General features: G+C 57.0%; 15 protein-coding genes and 1 pseudogene. 8 read left to right on the top strand and 8 right to left on the bottom strand.

The features are described from left to right. Positions 1 to 29: 29 nt before the first annotated feature. Positions 30 to 881, bottom strand: coding sequence for a CAP domain-containing protein (locus AF70_RS25730; protein ID WP_028940197.1), 852 nt, complete (start codon positions 879 to 881; stop codon positions 30 to 32). Positions 882 to 1,330: 449 nt separating this feature from the next. On the opposite strand from AF70_RS25730, the gene AF70_RS25735 reads away from it, so the two are divergent. Then, on the top strand, positions 1,331 to 1,951 hold the full coding sequence (locus AF70_RS25735; RefSeq protein WP_028940198.1) for a cell wall hydrolase: 621 nt from the start codon (positions 1,331 to 1,333) through the stop codon (positions 1,949 to 1,951). Positions 1,952 to 1,986: 35 nt separating this feature from the next. Here AF70_RS25735 and AF70_RS25740 read toward each other — a convergent pair whose 3' ends face one another. After that, entirely contained in the window at positions 1,987 to 3,333 is a 1,347-nt protein-coding gene (locus AF70_RS25740) for a PAS domain S-box protein (protein ID WP_028940199.1), read from the bottom strand. A gap of 518 nt (positions 3,334 to 3,851) precedes the next feature. On the opposite strand from AF70_RS25740, the gene AF70_RS25745 reads away from it, so the two are divergent. Next, positions 3,852 to 5,753 carry a potassium transporter Kup gene (locus tag AF70_RS25745; protein WP_050438308.1) on the top strand — a complete coding sequence of 634 codons (1,902 nt, stop codon included), beginning with the start codon at positions 3,852 to 3,854 and terminating at the stop codon, positions 5,751 to 5,753. 57 nt (positions 5,754 to 5,810) lie between these two features. Here AF70_RS25745 and AF70_RS25750 read toward each other — a convergent pair. Continuing rightward, a pseudogene (locus tag AF70_RS25750) lies at positions 5,811 to 6,145 on the bottom strand (hypothetical protein). 110 nt (positions 6,146 to 6,255) lie between these two features. Between AF70_RS25750 and AF70_RS25755 the strand changes: the two are divergent. After that, on the top strand, positions 6,256 to 7,137 hold the full coding sequence (locus tag AF70_RS25755) for a LysR family transcriptional regulator (protein WP_019579491.1): 882 nt from the start codon (positions 6,256 to 6,258) through the stop codon (positions 7,135 to 7,137). A gap of 235 nt (positions 7,138 to 7,372) precedes the next feature. Further along, positions 7,373 to 8,422, top strand: a complete 1,050-nt coding sequence (locus AF70_RS25760; protein WP_028940201.1) for an alpha/beta fold hydrolase — start codon at positions 7,373 to 7,375, stop codon at positions 8,420 to 8,422. A 136-nt stretch (positions 8,423 to 8,558) separates the two neighbouring features. Here the strand turns inward: AF70_RS25760 and AF70_RS25765 are convergent, their stop codons facing one another. Beyond that, entirely contained in the window at positions 8,559 to 8,720 is a 162-nt protein-coding gene (locus tag AF70_RS25765; protein WP_007942091.1) for a DUF2986 domain-containing protein, read from the bottom strand. Positions 8,721 to 8,947: 227 nt separating this feature from the next. On the opposite strand from AF70_RS25765, the gene AF70_RS25770 reads away from it, so the two are divergent. Further along, the gene (locus AF70_RS25770; protein WP_028940202.1) at positions 8,948 to 9,670 is read left to right on the top strand and encodes a tetratricopeptide repeat protein; all 723 of its coding nucleotides are present in this window, start codon (positions 8,948 to 8,950) and stop codon (positions 9,668 to 9,670) included. A gap of 119 nt (positions 9,671 to 9,789) precedes the next feature. Here AF70_RS25770 and AF70_RS29920 read toward each other — a convergent pair whose 3' ends face one another. Continuing rightward, a complete protein-coding gene (locus tag AF70_RS29920; protein WP_231380587.1) occupies positions 9,790 to 10,188 on the bottom strand; it encodes a hypothetical protein in 399 nt (132 codons plus the stop codon). A 367-nt stretch (positions 10,189 to 10,555) separates the two neighbouring features. Here AF70_RS29920 and AF70_RS25780 point away from each other — a divergent pair, with 367 nt between their 5' ends. Then, complete coding sequence (locus tag AF70_RS25780) at positions 10,556 to 11,461, top strand: hypothetical protein (protein WP_028940204.1); 906 nt, start codon at positions 10,556 to 10,558, stop codon at positions 11,459 to 11,461. A gap of 143 nt (positions 11,462 to 11,604) precedes the next feature. Here AF70_RS25780 and gfa read toward each other — a convergent pair whose 3' ends face one another. Next, positions 11,605 to 12,183, bottom strand: coding sequence for an S-(hydroxymethyl)glutathione synthase (gfa, locus tag AF70_RS25785; RefSeq protein ID WP_019579486.1), 579 nt, complete (start codon positions 12,181 to 12,183; stop codon positions 11,605 to 11,607). Positions 12,184 to 12,483: 300 nt separating this feature from the next. On the opposite strand from gfa, the gene AF70_RS25790 reads away from it, so the two are divergent. Next, a complete protein-coding gene (locus AF70_RS25790; RefSeq protein WP_019579485.1) occupies positions 12,484 to 13,062 on the top strand; it encodes a DUF4337 domain-containing protein in 579 nt (192 codons plus the stop codon). A gap of 144 nt (positions 13,063 to 13,206) precedes the next feature. Here the strand turns inward: AF70_RS25790 and AF70_RS25795 are convergent, their stop codons facing one another. Next, positions 13,207 to 13,542, bottom strand: a complete 336-nt coding sequence (locus AF70_RS25795) for a helix-turn-helix domain-containing protein (RefSeq protein WP_032831071.1) — start codon at positions 13,540 to 13,542, stop codon at positions 13,207 to 13,209. 73 nt (positions 13,543 to 13,615) lie between these two features. Here AF70_RS25795 and AF70_RS25800 point away from each other — a divergent pair, with 73 nt between their 5' ends. Then, positions 13,616 to 14,185 (top strand): carboxymuconolactone decarboxylase family protein, encoded by a 570-nt coding sequence (locus AF70_RS25800; RefSeq protein WP_028940206.1) that lies wholly within the window; start codon positions 13,616 to 13,618, stop codon positions 14,183 to 14,185. A 294-nt stretch (positions 14,186 to 14,479) separates the two neighbouring features. On the opposite strand, the gene AF70_RS25805 is transcribed toward AF70_RS25800, so the two are convergent. Next, the gene (locus AF70_RS25805; protein WP_028940207.1) at positions 14,480 to 15,913 is read right to left on the bottom strand and encodes a hypothetical protein; all 1,434 of its coding nucleotides are present in this window, start codon (positions 15,911 to 15,913) and stop codon (positions 14,480 to 14,482) included. Between the last annotated feature and the right edge of the window lie 487 nt (positions 15,914 to 16,400).

Here is a 16,400-nt window from a genome sequence, read left to right on the forward strand (position 1 = left end):
ATTCCTTTTTCAACGGATTATTCAGGCCTTTACGGCGTGCCAAACATCGCCGTCCAGTAAATACCTGCGTCACTCTTCGGGTCCACCGCATAGGCTGCACCCAATTCGCGAAATTGTGGGTTCATCAGGTTGGCGCAATGCCCCGGGCTGGCCAGCCAGCCATCGACTACCTTGCGCACCGTGTCCTGCCCGGCAGCGATGTTCTCACCGACCTGCTGGCCGGCGTAACCCGCCAGTTCAGCCCGATCACCCGGCGTGCGGCCGTCGCGGTCCTTGTGATCGAAAAAGTTTTGGTTGGCCATGGCCCGGCTGTGGGTTTCGGCGGCTGACCCGAGCGTGGCGTTCCAGGCCAGCGGCGTGGTGGCGGCGAAGGATTGGGCACCGCACTGGCGCGCTTGCGTGCGGGCGCTGTTCATCGCTTCAAGGAGTTTCTGTCCCTCCGCCTGCCAATCGCCCAAGCGCCCCGTCAACAGCGGGCGCGCCAGCACGATGCGCCACTCGCGGCCCTCCCGGCTGACACCGATATCGACAAATTGCGGGTCCAGCACCACCCGGCAGAAGCTCTCCTGAATCGCCTTCATCGCGGCGGGCGCATCACGCGGGCCGGACAAGCTGATCGCCTGCACATTAACCATCGGATACGCCGCGCGGGCCAGTGCCTGCTGCAGGTCACCGATGCTGTTGGCGGACAGCACCAAGCGCGGATCGCTGGCCAGCGGTGGTAACTCCGAAGACGCCTGTCCGGCACAGCGCTGTACCTGGCTGCGGTAAACGTTGATCGACTCTACCAGCTGTTGTTCATCGGCCGCCGATGCGATGACGCTGAACACCAACCCGAATGACAACACGCCAAGATGCAAAACGGATGACAGGCTGCGCATGAAAATCTCCCTTGAACGGACTAGGGGGGCGTTCTCAATTAGTTTCCCCGCCGCGTTGTCGCCTTAAAGCGGGCCAGGCAAGGCGCAGGCCGCTGGGAATGGTTGTTCCCTTTCCAAGGCCTGCAACGCAGCCTGGCCCGCTTTAAGGCACAACCCGAAGGGCCGGGCCTGCTGTTGTGCAGGGCTGCGTTGCTCGAAGCTTATTTGGAATGACCAAACCACGCTTCTCGCGCCTTGCCCTGCACAACAGCAGACCCGGCGCGGCGGGGAAACTAATTGAGAACGCCCCCCTCCCATGATGCGCGAATACACCCCTCCGGATGCAATGCCTTTTCGCATCCAAATGCAGTTTATTGCCTGCCTGTCGGTATGAATTGCGGCTACTACAATCAACCCAGGTCTGCGATCGTTTCGTTGCTCACGAAGGTTTCAATCAGAAGGGTCGGAACATGCGATTCAAAGCGGTAGCCACCTGCTTCGCAAGCATCCTTCTGTGCAGCCAGGTGTGGGCGACCGACCAGGAGCAAAAAAAGGAAGTGGCCGAAGAAAAGGCGCAGGTTCTGGAGCAGAAAGCAGCAGAGAAGGGCAGCGAAGTTCCGGTGCCCAAATCCGAGGTCATCACCCCCTCCGAAGCGCAGGCGGTCGATCCGGCGGGAGTCGCGCCGCTGGAGGATGCCATTACGTGTCTTGCACGCAGTATCTACTGGGAAGCCAAAGGGGTGACTGCTGCCGACATGGAAGGCGTCGCCAGCGTGGTCATGAACCGACTCGGGCACGAAGGTTTTCCGGATACGGTGTGCGCCGTGGTCAAGCAAGGTTCCGAAAAGCATGCCTGCCAGTTTTCCTGGTGGTGCGACGGGCGTGCGGATCAGGTAAAGGAAGACGACGAATATGCCATCGCCAAGGAGATCGCGCGCAAGGCACTCAACAAGCAACTTACGGACCGCACCCACGGTGCCTTGTATTTCCACGACAGAACGGTGAAACCCGACTGGGCGAAGGAGTACATCAAGACGGGCGAGACCCGGAAGTTTCTGTTCTATAAACCTGGCGGCGGGACGGCAAAGTAGGTGCGAATCGCTTCGCACCACCTGGAGCCAACCCTCTACTGGCCGCTTATGTTACGGGTGGGAAACGCTACGGTGATGGTCAGCCCCTCGCGCTTCCAGTCACGGCGGATTTCGCCGTGAAGCTGGCCATGCACGGTCGCTTTGGCGAGAAGGGTGCCGAAACCGGTGCTGTCGGGTTCCCGGTCAATGAGCGGGCCATTCCTTTCGCTCCAGACCACGGTGAACACCTCCTCACTCTCGCTACAGGCAATATCCAAAAGCCCTTCAGGCAAAGAGAGCGCCCCATATTTCGCGGCGTTGGTTGCAAACTCATGCAACAGCAGAGCGAAGCTGGTGACTGATGCACCGTCAATCGTTATGTCAGGGCCGGTCACGAAGGCGCGTGGCTGGCTGTTATCCCCGCCATCGGCATAAGGCGCGAGAATGGTTTGTATGAGGGCATGCAATGTCGTTGGCTGCTCGTTACTCAAACCGTGCGGTATGGTCAGGGTATGGGCTCGCGCCAATGCGTTCAGCCGTGCGCAAACGGCGGAGGCGAGTTCACCGGGGGTCGTTGCCGAACGGGCGCTCAGTGAGACCACGCTGTTCGCCAGGGTAAACAGGTTTTTCACCCGGTGATCCATCTCTCTGATGAGCAGGCTCTTTTGTTCTTCCGCCTGTCGTCGCTCGGTGATATCGCGAGCGATTTTGGCCGCTCCGACAATACGGCCTTGCCGATTTCTGATGGGGGAGACGGCGAGAGAGATCTCGACCAGGCTGCCGTCTTTGCGCCGCCGGAGGGTCTCGTAGTGTTCGATGCGCTCGCCTCGACGGATGCGCGCCAAAATGCCGGGTTCCTCATCCCGCCGATCCAGGGGGATGAGCATGTCAATGGGTTGGCCGACCGCTTCCTCGGCCGTGTAACCGAAGAGTCGCTGGGCGCCAGCGTTCCAGTTGGTAATCGTGCCGTTCAGGTCTTTGGCGATGATCGCGTCGGCGGACGATTCGACCAGCGCGTCATGGATCAGCGCGGCCTCATCGGCAACGGTCTGGTCGGTCAGATCGATCAGCATGTTAACGGCGCCTATCAGGCCGCCTTCTGCATCGAATATCGGCGAGGGGCACGCCAGAAAACGAACGCGTGTGCCATCCGGACGTTCGGCGATGGCTTCAAGCCCTCTGACAGGACGCTGTTCCTTCAATGCCATGGACATGGGGCATTCATTGTGGGGCAGCGGCGTGCCGTCAGGCCAATAGAGCTTCCAGGAGCCGCAAAAGGTGCTCTCCCCAAGCGCCGGGGTCACTCCCCACAGCGCCACCGCTGCACGGTTGTAAAAGGTGATCAGACCCTTGGCATCAGTGGTGTAGATGGCCTCGGGCAGTGCCTCAAGGACATCGCTCAACCCCAGGTCGTGAAGGGACGGGGAGGTTTGCTCGCTACCTTCTGAGGGTGTACAGGTAGCTCCAATAGCGGTGTCGTCGTCATGGACAGGCCCTTGGCTCATTCGCAAACTCCATGCTGGTGGTGCCTTGGCACTCGATTCAGGTGATTCGGGTTGAAATACAGGATATAGCGATGTGGCCAGGTCCCGGACAGAACCTTGCCTCTAATTAAGGACAATTTTTGGTCGCGCACAAGAAACTTGATCGAAATTCGCTCGCTGCTGTCCGTACATTTTTACGCTTTCTTTACGGTAGGTGTTTTCCCCTGCGAGGATACTTGCCGCGTTTTTTTGATCGTCGACAGGCCTGCAAAACTCTCCAGGTCGCCTGAACGAACGGCATGACACCCATGGACTAATCTCATTATCAAGCCGTGGGGTTTCATGGCTGAGTTCCAATGTTTACCCGGTAGCCCCGCAAACCCTCTTGCTCGAAGGTGGCATGCCATTTATTTCCTTCAATCTCAGAGAAGCTACCCGTGAGCGAAACAGCGATCCCCGCCCATGAAAACTCCCACGCCAAAACATCAGGAGTGGGCTTGCTTGTCGCCGCGGTCGGCGTGGTTTATGGGGACATTGGTACCAGCCCGCTTTACACCCTCAAGGAAGTGTTCGCCGGCCACTATGGCGTCCAGGCCAATCAGGACGGTGTACTGGGCATTCTGTCGTTGATTTTCTGGTCGCTGATCTGGGTCGTCTCGATCAAGTACGTGCTGTTTATCCTGCGTGCCAACAACCAGGGCGAGGGCGGCATCATGGCCTTGACGGCACTGGCACGCCGGGCCTCGGCGCCGTATCCGAAAATGAGCCGGAACCTGGTGTTGCTCGGGCTGTTTGGCGCGGCACTGTTTTACGGGGACAGCATGATCACCCCGGCCATTTCGGTGCTCTCCGCGGTTGAAGGTCTACAACTTGCGTTCGAGGGCATCGGGCATTGGGTCGTTCCGCTGTCCGTTATCGTTCTGGTAGCACTTTTCCTGATCCAGAAACATGGCACGGCGCGTATCGGCATCCTGTTCGGCCCGGTCATGGTGCTGTGGTTCGTGGTGTTGGGCATTCTCGGTACATACGGCATTCTGCAACGCCCGGAAGTGCTGCAAGCGCTCAATCCTGCTTGGGCGGTGCGATTCTTCGTGGTTCATCCGGGGATTGGCATCGCCATTCTGGGCGCCGTGGTATTGGCATTGACCGGTGCTGAAGCGCTGTATGCCGACATGGGCCATTTCGGTCGCAAACCGATTGCCCGCGCCTGGTTCATGCTGGTGCTGCCTGGCCTGGTGCTCAATTACTTTGGCCAGGGTGCGTTGATCCTCGGAAACCCGGAAGCGGTACGCAACCCATTCTATCTATTGGCACCCGACTGGGCGCTGCTGCCGATGGTCGCGTTGTCGACGCTGGCCACCATCATCGCCTCCCAGGCGGTGATTTCCGGGGCGTTCTCACTGACTCGCCAGGCCATTCAGCTGGGTTACGTGCCGCGTATGTTTATCCAGCACACCTCCAGTCAGGAGCAGGGGCAGATTTACATCGGCCTCGTGAACTGGGCGCTGATGGTCGGCGTCGTGTTGCTGGTCATCGGCTTCGAGTCGTCCAGTGCGCTGGCGGCGGCGTATGGCGTGGCGGTGACGGGGACCATGTTGATCACGACCATCCTGTCCTCGGCCGTGGTCCTGCTGCTGTGGAAAACACCGCGCTGGCTGGCGATTCCGATGCTGTTGGGTTTTCTCGTGGTCGACAGCCTGTACTTCGCCGCCAACATATCGAAGATCTTCCAGGGCGGTGCGTTCCCGGTAATCGCCGGTATTGCCCTGTTCATTTTGATGACCACCTGGAAGCGCGGCCGCAAGATCATTGTCGAGCGACTGGACGAAACCGCTCTGCCGCTGCCGTTGTTCATCAGCAGCATCGGCGCGCAACCACCCCATCGAGTGCAAGGTACCGCGGTATTTCTGACGGCCAGATCCGATGCAGTTCCCCATGCGCTGTTGCACAACCTGTTGCACAACCAGGTGCTGCACGAGCAGGTGGTGTTGCTCACCGTGGTGTCTGAAGACCGCCCGCGTGTGCCTGCGGATCAGCGGTTCGAGATCGAGTCTTTTGGCGAAGGGTTCTTCCGGGTCAGTCTGCACTTCGGCTTTATAGAGGAGCCCGATGTGCCGCTGGCGTTGAGTCTGTGTCATTTGAAAGAGCTGGATTTCAGCCCGATGCGCACCACCTATTTCCTCAGCCGCGAGACGGTCGTCCCGACCAAGCGTATCGGCATGGCCCGTTGGCGCGAGACCCTGTTCGCGTTCTTGCTGAAGAACGCCAACAGCAATCTCAAATACTTCAATTTGCCGCTCAATCGTGTGATCGAGCTGGGTACGCAGGTTGAGATGTAGCGACTCATTCCTGTGGGAGCGGCGGTGCGCTGCTCCCACAGGGATTGCACCCAATCTTTAGCCTTGAAGTGCTTCCATCAGCACTTGCACCAACTGCCCACCTTGCGGCGTAGCCCAGCTTCCGGCGAGTTCTGCGATCAGCTGGTTGGTGGTGGTCAGCGTCACGCCGCCTTTATCCATCCGCCGCAGGGCGATGTCATCGGCCATTACACTCCTTCCATGCTGGAAGTCAGCACCACCGGCAATTTCAGAATGCTGGCCGCTTTGGCGAGCATCAGCGCGTTGCGTTTAAGTTCTTCGAACGGGATGGATTTCACCCAACCCATCGTTCCCACCTGGTGATCGATCAACAGCAGGGCGGCATTGTCGGCACTGAATTTTTCATACGTCATGATGATGCTCCTGGCGGTAGGGTTGCGGCATGGGGCTATCATTGATCAATCCGAATCCGGGATAAACCGGGTAAAATCGAAATGACTGATCCACTTATGGAGCAATAGCTTTGGAGTTTCTCAACGACATGGCGCTGTTCGTCGAGGTTGTGAAGGCGCGCAGTTTCCGCCGTGCGGCCGAGGCGATGGGCATGCCGAACTCGACGCTGTCGCGACGGATAAGTGGCCTGGAGAAAGAAATCGGGCTCAGGCTTTTGCATCGCACCACGCGCAAGATCGAGCTGACCGAAGCGGGGCAGTTGTACTTCGATCGCTGCAAACGCATCGTCGAAGAAGCCCGGCTTGCGCACGAGCAGCTCGGCGAAATGCTGGCCCGCCCCAGCGGTGTACTGCGGGCCTCTTTGCCGGTGGATTTCGCCAATATCTACCTGGCGCCGCTGATAGCGGAGTTTGCCCGGCTGTATCCCGGCATCAGCTTCGAGCTCGATCTGACCCCGCGTCAGGTTGATCTGGTGAGTGAGCCGATTGACGTGGTCATCCGCATGGGGGAACTCGCGAACTCGAACCTGATCGCCCGCAAGCTCGCCAGTTTGCGCCGCGGTCTTTACGCCTCACCCCGTTATCTCGAACAGTACGGCGATCCCGTCCAGCCCTCGGACCTGACTCACCACGAATGTCTGCGTCTGCGCGGAACCCGTGCTGAGCGCTGGGTACTTTCCAGCAGTGAAGGGCAGGAGGAGGTTGAGGTGGGCGGTCGATTCGAGCTCAACAGCGTGGGGATGATTCGACGTCTGGCGACGCTGGATCAGGGTGTCGCGTTACTGGCCGAAGGCATCGTTTTGCAAGACCTCGCCGATGGCACGCTGCGCAGAGTCTTGCCGCTATGGCAGGCTTCGCCCGTCTCGGTTTATGCCCTCACCGAGACGCGACTGTTACCGGCGAAAACCCAACGGTTTATCGAGTTTCTGCGTGAGAAATTGCAGGATGCTTAGCGGGTGGTGACTGCCTTTCACTGGGCAAGACACGCGGGAAAGCGGACGCTCAGCCTTCTCTCTAAAAGACCGCGAACAGAGTTAACGATGTAAGTTATGCCCGGCGGTTCGATCGTGGGCTTTAATGTCCGTGCTCACTATGCAGCCACGTTAGCTTCGACTCCGTACGAAGGTGGATTCGCCTGGCGGCGGGTTCAGGTTGCCATGCATTTGTCTAATCAAGGAAGAAACGACATTGAAAATAGCTTTCGGCGTCCTGTTGTTGACCTGTCTGACTACTCTCGCACTCGCTGACGAGAACCCTGTCGGCTTCCAATCTTCCACACTGACGGACTCGAACAGTGACCGCTCACTGGAGATGGCCGTTTGGTACCCCAGTGCAACTACCGCCGCCACGCAATTGATCGGCGATGATGTGGTGTTTGTCGGTGCTTCTGCCGTTCGTAACGCGCCGCCCGCTGCTGGCAAGCATCCCTTGTTGGTGCTCTCCCACGGATACAGGGGGAACTGGAGCAACCAGATCTGGCTTGCCAGTGCCCTGGCCCATAGGGGTTACATCGTCGCCGCAATCAATCACCCTGGCACCACCACTCATGACCGTAGCCCTCAAGCAGCGGCGCAGTTATGGCAGCGGCCCGTTGATTTGCGCCGAGTCATTGATAGGGTTACGACTCAACCAGAAAAATTCGGCTTGGTCGCCAATGACCGAATTGCAGTAGTGGGCCATTCACTCGGCGGCTGGACCGCCCTGGAGATCGCCGGTGCTCGTTTCGATCCAGACCGCTTCGCCCTTGACTGCAAAGCCCACCCGCAGTTAGCGAGTTGCACCGTCTACGAAACGATAAACCCTGCAAGCACCTCAAAATCAAAGGCCGCGTTGGCCGCCGATTTGCGCGATAAACGCGTCACTGCTGTGGTTACATTGGACATTGGCCTTTCACGGGGCCTGACCGATGAAAGCCTGGCCGCGCTGCCGGTACCAGCCCTGGTGATCGCTGCCGGCGTACCGTCGCGCGAGCTTCCTGCTGAGTTGGAGTCTGCCAACCTGGCCAAACGCTTGCCTGCGGCGACAAGCCGTTACGTCGAAATCAGCGACGCAAGCCATTTCAGCTTCTTGTCGATGTGCAAACCTGGCGCGCAGAAACTGCTCGAAGACGATGTACCAGGCGATGGCATCATTTGCCTGGATGGCGACGGCGGTCGCTCACGTGGGGTGATTCAGCAGCAGATCACATCGCTGATAGCAGAGTTTCTTCAGTCATCCTACAAAGAAGAAAGTTTGTAAACTCGTGCTAAGGGAACTGCTGCAGCTCAACAAAAAAACCGCTGTAGCAGTTTTGGCGCCCGCGCAATCTGTCAGATCGGTTGGGCAGGGATGAGCGCTCTGGGTTGGAAGCTATCAGTCGCGAGGGTTACGTAAATCAGCTCTCAGCGGAAATGATTGAGTCCTGACTGGCTTCAGCCGCCAGCTTCAATCGGTCAGCTTTACTAATGTATTTAGTCTTGCTTTTCGGAGCCAGTTTGGCACTGGCCTTTTTGGCGTTAGCCTTTAACAGCTGATTTATTTTTTTACGGCGATTCATATTTTTTGCTCGGTTTGTCAGTGCTTGAATGATACCAGCTTAAAATTTCAGGAAAAAATGATACCGGTTGCGGTGACCTGCGGATTCCACGCCGTCCGCAGTGGCTGTAGCTGCGGGAACTTCAGGGTACAGGCCAGGTCAATGGGGGCCCTGTATCGCAGATACCGAGCAGCGCTGGTGGCCTGTTTTATGACAGTGCCGTCCGAGATCAGCCGAGTCCACCCCTGATGCCAACTAAAAATTTTCTACCGGGTCTCATCCTGGCGTTCTGCGCCGTCGCGTCGCTTTGTTCGGTTGCTGCCGAGCGAAGGGCGACTTCGCAAAGTAACAGCGCATCAACCACCCTGATCGAAACCGCCTCGCGGCAGTATGGAAATGGCCAGTTGGACCAAGCCGCTGCCACGCTGGAGCGTGCCCTGCATATCCAGCCGAACAATCCAGCGACACTGCATTATCTCGGTGTGTTGCGTCTTCAGCAGGGGCAGTATCAGCAGGCTGAAACGTTGGCGGTGCGCTCGAACATGAGGGTTGGCAGCAACGTAGCGTTACGCAACCGCAACTTCCAATTGATCCAGGCGGCGCAGCAGGCCAACGCATCGAGCACCTCACCCAACGCCAAAGAGGACCAGGTTGCAGTACAGAAGGGGCTCGAGGAGGAGGCTCAAAGGCTCCGCGAAGCAGAAATGGCCGCTGCTGAACAAGCCGCTCCGAATACTGGGCGCGATGCTGGCAACTTCGCTCGCAAAATGCCCGAAGGAGAATTGCAATCGGCTTCCGTCGAGCCAGCGCCCACGTACGATGAAGTTGAGATTCCCCGCGGCCATTGGCCGCCTCCGGGTAAATGCCGAATCTGGTTTCCTGATCGCCCGCCCGGGCATCAGCCCCCACCCGGTAAATGCAAGAAGCTACGGCATCGGGTTCCGTTGGGAGCCTATCTGGTACACGGATGAGTTTCTGAGTGTCTTCTGGCGGGTCGGCGGCGGTCCAGCTTCGACCGTCGCGTCACATCAATTGTCAGACTTCCGTCTGTTCCGCCATTCCCAAGGCGTCATCGACCTCTATTCCCAGGCTAGCGACGATAGTAGCGGTGATCGTCCTCGTAGCGGTGCCGCATGGGCCGATCATCGTGGCGCTCCCAATAACGATGGCGTTCAGCTTCTCGACGGGCTTGCTCTCTGCGCCACTGTTCTCTACGCCATTCGTCTCGGCGCCAATCGTCTCTACGATCGTGCCAACGGCCGTCATGCCAGTATCGGTCGTCATGGGCCAGCAAGGGGCCAGGCTGTTTGCCAGCCATACTGGCCAAGGTTGGCCAAGGGTTGCCGGCGGCCTCGACCGGAGCCTGAACGGCTGCCACTTCAGTTGCGAAAACAGGGGTTGAGGTCTTCATTTGTGTTGCTGATGCGGAGCCCACTGCCGCGAACGCGAACAGGCCGAAGAGCACCATCCGTGGGTCATGGAATTTCATGAGCGAAGACAACCTCTGATTGACAATGGACGTGTGGCTATCTGACTGCGGGAAGCCTGCGAGGTCGCGCTTACCGAGGATGTGCCTGTCCACATAGACCGATAAAAAGAGAAAAGTTCTAGGACACCGCGGCTTAAATAGCCGACGACCTCATTGTTTGGTCTCTTTGAGGTTTGCTATCTAGTGTCGGCTTCTGGCTGTTAACTGCCTGCCAAGAACTGTCATAAGCGTCCCATTCATGGCTTGAAGGTCGCCTGTTGCTCACGTCCCCAGGGCCTGATCCGCGCTTTTTCGCCTCACCTGCCACTTTCGCCACACTCGGCGTGGATCTAAAGTCAGGGGGCGCATCCTCAGGGGACTTCCAGTCATGTACAGCTCGCTTGTCATACCGAGCACCGCTCGCCAATTGCATGACCGGATCTATGCTGGCGAGATCATTCGCTTCACTGACCTGCAGCCCATGAAGGCCCTGGTGGAATATACGCGTGCGTTCCTCGAAGACGCGCTGCATCCGTGGTCGCCGCAACAGATCCATCGCCATTTGAGCCACCCTGAGCAGACTGAGCGCTTTGCGAAAATTCAGAACGACTTCGCAGGCTCGGCTGAGGTCCAGCAGCGCTGGCAGGACGTCGTGCAAAGCCTTGGCATCGCCCCCGATACCCTGGCGTGCGATCGCCTGCATTTGCGTTTTCAGCCACATTGCGAGCCAGAGCAGTCGACACCGCGTGCCCGCACGACGGCCACCATCGCGTTTCACCGCGATACCTGGGGGTCGAATATCTATGCACAAACCAACTGGTGGGCGCCCATCTATCCCATCGCGGCAGGGCGTACCGTCGCCTTGTATCCAGGCCTCTGGCAGCGACCGCTGGGTAACTCGAGCGCAAATTTCGATATGCGCGCCATTTTGCAGCGATCCCATCGAGACGGCCGCAATGCCGTGGATGCCGACGAAGCCATTCCACATCTGTTGGAAGCGATCGACCCGCGGGAGGGGATTGCCGTCGATATCGCTCCGGGGAGCCTGATCGCCTTTTCCGGGGCTCATGCCCATGCCGGCGTCGGCAACAGTACCGGGCTGACACGCATCTCTTTCGAGACCCGATCAATACTGATCGCCGACCTGTTGGCCGGATTGGGAGCGCCCAATGTCGATGGTCACGCGCCATGGAAGACTATTGGACTGTTTCGCCGAATGAACGATGCGCAACGCCTGAACGAGATCCTTGGCTGCGGCTTTATCGAGCCCTATCTGCGGCCAGCAGAGCCCTGATGCTGGCGCCGGTAGTTGCTTGGGGAAAGACCGGTGTGCTTGCGGTGAAGCCATTGCCGCGGTCCGGCGATCCGGCAAGCCCGCTCCCACAGAACTGGTGAATCGGACCGCGGTCCGGAAAAGAAACCGCGGCGACCGATCAATCAGGCGGCGGGGAGCAGGCCTTTCTGTCTGGCGACATGGGTCGCCATTGCGTCCATCAACTCCGGGGACAGGCAGTCATAGGGTTCCAGGCCGATCGATCGCAAGCGCTCGCGGATAGCCTTCATTTGCGCTGGCGGCGTGCCGGTTTCGATGATGGAGGACACGAACGCCGCAAATCCCGGCGCAGCCCATCCGCGCTGTGGCGAAAGCTCGGTGTGGACGAAGTCCAGGCCATAAAACGCATGGTCCTTGTTCTCGATGCGCCCAAAGAGATGGGCGTGACACTGCTTGCAGGCGTGGCGTTGGATGGTGGCGGATTCGTCGACAATCTCCAGTTTTTCGCCGTGGGCAATGACGCTGACCTTATCTCGAGGCACCACGGCGATAACGGCGAATGTCGCGTTTTTGGGTTTCCAGCATTTGCTGCAGCCGCACGCGTGGTTATACAAAGTTTGTGCGTCGATCTTGACCTCGACCTTGTCGGTCGCACACAGGCATTGCAGGGTGCCACCTGTGAAATTCGCGGCGGCGGGTTGGATGCCATTGTCCAGTGCAGGGTGAAGTTGCAAGGTGCTCATGCTGGCGTCTCCGTTTCAGGGTGTCAGACAAAAGTGCCTGGGGCCGTGCCCCAGGCCGGTAGTTCATCGGAACTCGATGACGGCGCAGATCGATTTGCCTTCATGCATCAGATCGAACCGCGGCGGATTTCAAAAAGGGCACAGTGCATAAACGAGTGACCTCCTTCGGTGCGACCGGTTGGTTACCCAGATCAAGAATAGTCTGCAACCGATTACTGGCTGCCAGTCAATTGTGTCCAAAGAATCAGGGACAATTCATAATGCTGTCCATCTCCACTAACGCCTCCAAGATCGACACCCATGCCTGAAGAGTTCGAAGTCCCCAGCCCACACGAGCAACACATTGAGCACACCACCCATCATGCGCATGCACAAGGCGACAGCTTTGCCAGCAAGATTGCGGTGATGACAGCCATCATGGCGACCGTCGGCGCCCTGATGAGCTATCAGGCCGGCTCAACGGAGAATGAGGCGGCCATGGACAAAAACAACGCCGCCATCCAGAAAACCGAAGCAGCCAACGAGTGGAGTTACTACCAGGCCAAGTCCAGCCGGCAGAACCTGTCGGATCTGGCAAGCCATCTCCCAGGGCTGGATTCCGCCCATTATGTTGCTGAGGCGCGGCGGTACGGGGAACAGAAGGAGGAGGCGCGCAAGAAGGCTGAAGCATTCGAACAACGGGCAAGGGAGTGGGACGAGAAGTCAGAGCAGGCGTTGCATCAGCATCACCGCTGGGCCCAGGCAATGACAGCGATTCAAATAGCAATTTCACTGGCGGCCATTACCTTGCTGACGCGTAAGGAATGGCTCAAGCGGATCTCGTTTGGGGCCGCGGGTGTTGGCGTCATGTTGGGCTCGCTGGCTTGGCTGCATATCTAAGCGAGGCGCTCAGAAGTTCGCCTGTCGAATGCGACTGCTGAACGATTTAGCCAATCTGTTGCATCGACCGGTTGAATCCACAGCCAAATGCAGACGTTCGCCGTTGGCTCCTTACACCCCGAAAGGGGGACATCCCACCAGGAATCAAACCTTATTTTTGCCCAATGAATCAGCCCATGTATTGGCGAATCTATACAGAGGGAAGAACGACTCCGAAAGCTCCATACCCAGTGGAGTGAGCCCGTAACCGCCCTCGTTTGACTCAATGAAACCTGCCCCACGAAGTTCGTTGACCCTACTTTGCAAGACAGTGGGCGAGATATCGCCACACACACTTCGCAGTGCACGGGAACTGAGTGAACCGTGCTGAAGCTCCCAAAGGATCCTCAACGCCCATTTCTGTCCGAGCACATCCAAAAGTGCCATGATTGGGCGACGCCCACTCATCATTTGCAAACCCAAGCTGTGATCATCATTCATGCATATGGCCCTTGCTCGCTACAGATAATGTAGCAAATACTAGCGCTACACATTTGATAGCGAAGGGTACATCATGACTCGAATCAAAACACTCGAAAAACCCTACACGGAAGGCCTCCAGGCGACGTTTGACAAAATAATGGGAGAGGGCGTCCCACCACTGTTGTTGTTCACCACCATCGCCACTAGCGAAAGGGCATGGCGGAAGTTCACGGCTGGTTCACTGCTGGATGGAAACCTGCTGACGCTTCGTCAGCGGGAGCTAATCATCAATAGGGTCTGCGCACTTACCGGATGCGAATATGAGTGGGGTGTGCACGTTATGGCTTTCGCAGAGCGGGCCGGATTGACGAGAGACGATATCGGCCACACCTTGGATTATCCGCTCCGGGCGGAGCACTGGACGGAGGAAGAGGCGGTGCTGCTGGCTACTATTGATGCCCTGCACAACCGCGCTACCTTGACTGAAGCGGAATTTCAGGCCACTCGACGATACCTCGATGATGATCAAATCCTTGAACTGCTGATGCTGGCGGGCTTCTATCGAACGGTATCGTATATCGCCAATAGCCTGACCCTTGCCCTTGAACCAAACGCGGCGAGATTCCGTGATTTTCGGCATGAAGCAGCGCAATCGTCTTAGGCTGACGACTCGCTTTCTGGTCATGAGCTGCCCCCGCGAAGGGCAGCTATGGGTACGGATACAGCCCTTGGTGACAGGCAGAGATCGGCCATGAGCGGTCGTTCACCTAGGCCGGCACTTGCTCGCTAAAATGTCCGATACACTCGCAACTGCCATTCATTTTTCGAAAAAAATACTGGTCATTTGGCAACCGTCAACATGCTATTGACGGCTTCTGTATGCACCCAATGCAAAGCGTTCTTGCCATCGACACGGTTACTGTCGTGGGGCTCAAGATTCATTTACTGTCATCACTTATTCATCGCGGATACTTAGTGCTTGAAAAGTGGATCGGAGTTCACGGAACGCTACTATTGCCTTGTCGACCGCAACTGAAGGGATGCAGTCTTTCCTTCCGTGACTCAAGTCGTTGCGCAGACTGTCGCTCCGAACGGTCACAAGCGATTTAATGAGGCTACGCACATCAGCGGATTTTGCGACTCCTACTTCCTTCAAAAATTTAAATCGCTGAAACGCCGACGGTGGATTGGCTGAGCGAGGTGTATCGATCGCAACCGGCGCCGCCTTGAACAGCTCGCAGGAAACGCAAATCGATTCGCCCAACAAAAAACGACTAAGTTTGTCGGATACCTCGAACTTCTCACATAAAGAGACTAAGAAGCAGTCAATCATTGCCTCTGCAGCGGAGTTCAAAAGATAGTAGGCCCCAACCAAGTTTTCGGTACCTCGTTGGATCAGCGCCTGGGCATACAGATTTTCATGCATCGCCATCTCTCCGACCGACAGTCGTTCGGTCAAGAGCTGACATTTTTCTGGAGTAACCTGCTGCCGAGACAGGGTATCTACCAGAGAGAATCCCCCAAAGGTCAACGCAATCGATAGATGGAATGTGGCACCATCCCCGTCGTACTGTGTAGTAGCTATATTTCCGATGTCGCGCGATGAAGCCATGACAATTCGAAGCGACTCGTCTACCAATTTCGATTCCAGCACAACCCGGTTCACGACCGAGAGCGCAAGACGTCTATTCCATGGTTCCGTTTGGTCGCTTTCGATATTGGGGCCGCTCCAGTAGTTGTCGGTGCAAGTGAACCCTTTTGCTGTGACTTCCACTCGTGAGAAGTGCCGGTCGTCCACACGAGAAGACACGTCGTCAGCGACGAAGCCCTCGACGGAAATAGTCATTTTTCCGCCCGGATGCGTTACTTCGTACTTACCATCGGGTAAAGGCAGAGCAAACGGAAGCTTGAAAGCTACAGTGAAGTAAGGGTCTTTCCCCGCTTGGATGAGACCGACCAACCCCAAGAGTTTTGTATTTTGTTCGTCTAACGCCGAAGGGTTGGGTGTAAAAGTAGTACATCTTACTAGAAGCTCTTCGGCCGCCCTCACTTCATCAATCGAGCATGTATTCTCATAATATTGAAATATCACGGCTTTCAGATTGTGCTGCATCAAGCACGCGTGGTTGTGATATCCAATTGGGGGTTCGGAATGAATGTTGGGTGCGACAAGCGCCATATACTTAGGAAAAATGCGCGTGAATTCATTGTAGAGATTAGCTTCGGATGCGCTGTATAGCGCATAAGCGAGATTGAGTAATACTTCGGCAAAATGCCCTGAATTCTTATATTTGGATGGGAGCTCTGTCGTTAGACCTACCCTCACCGAGCTCAGATAATCTTTCTCTTCCCAGAAGGTACGAGCCTTGGGTATTGAATCGTTTGTCACTTGAAGCCCTTCCCACGATATTCATTTACGGAATGGTAATATACAAGCAATCAACACATTGAATAGGCCCGATCCCGTAGACGCTTTCGAGCGCCTCCTTCTGGTCGGTTGCAGTCAATCGCGAGAGACCACTTTGGGTCGATAGCGGTCGTCTATAATAGGCTACTTTGAGACATTTTGTGCCCCTCCCTGTCTTCAGCAGCAGACGTCCTATCGCATAGCAGCAATCGATAGGGCCCCAGATGATGAGCTCAATGGCGCCCACTCCTACCGATTCCATCAACGACTTGATTGGCCGCTCTGGGTCCTGGCAATACTGGATGCGTCGCAGGTCTTTGCCGAACTCATCCTGAACGTCCGGCGGCAGGTCCTTGTATTCATGCTCAGCAGCACTCACATACGCAAACTTCCTCAACAGGCTACTCGCAACGAAACATAAAGGAATTGTGGGCGGCAAGAATGCCGGTGGGGGGAAACTTAGCGCAGT

The sequence above is a fragment of the Pseudomonas sp. KD5 genome (assembly GCF_012932895.1).
GTDB lineage: Bacteria > Pseudomonadota > Gammaproteobacteria > Pseudomonadales > Pseudomonadaceae > Aquipseudomonas.

What these genes read in the sequence shown, in the direction of transcription:
- AF70_RS25730 (WP_028940197.1), bottom strand. Translation starts at nt 881, where the DNA reads ATGCGCAGCCTGTCATCCGTTTTGCATCTTGGCGTGTTGTCATTCGGG.
- AF70_RS25735 (WP_028940198.1), top strand. Translation starts at nt 1,331, where the DNA reads ATGCGATTCAAAGCGGTAGCCACCTGCTTCGCAAGCATCCTTCTGTGC.
- AF70_RS25765 (WP_007942091.1), bottom strand. Translation starts at nt 8,720, where the DNA reads ATGAATCGCCGTAAAAAAATAAATCAGCTGTTAAAGGCTAACGCCAAA.
- AF70_RS25770 (WP_028940202.1), top strand. Translation starts at nt 8,948, where the DNA reads ATGCCAACTAAAAATTTTCTACCGGGTCTCATCCTGGCGTTCTGCGCC.
- AF70_RS29920 (WP_231380587.1), bottom strand. Translation starts at nt 10,188, where the DNA reads ATGAAATTCCATGACCCACGGATGGTGCTCTTCGGCCTGTTCGCGTTC.
- AF70_RS25780 (WP_028940204.1), top strand. Translation starts at nt 10,556, where the DNA reads ATGTACAGCTCGCTTGTCATACCGAGCACCGCTCGCCAATTGCATGAC.
- gfa (WP_019579486.1), bottom strand. Translation starts at nt 12,183, where the DNA reads ATGAGCACCTTGCAACTTCACCCTGCACTGGACAATGGCATCCAACCC.
- AF70_RS25790 (WP_019579485.1), top strand. Translation starts at nt 12,484, where the DNA reads ATGCCTGAAGAGTTCGAAGTCCCCAGCCCACACGAGCAACACATTGAG.
- AF70_RS25795 (WP_032831071.1), bottom strand. Translation starts at nt 13,542, where the DNA reads ATGAATGATGATCACAGCTTGGGTTTGCAAATGATGAGTGGGCGTCGC.
- AF70_RS25800 (WP_028940206.1), top strand. Translation starts at nt 13,616, where the DNA reads ATGACTCGAATCAAAACACTCGAAAAACCCTACACGGAAGGCCTCCAG.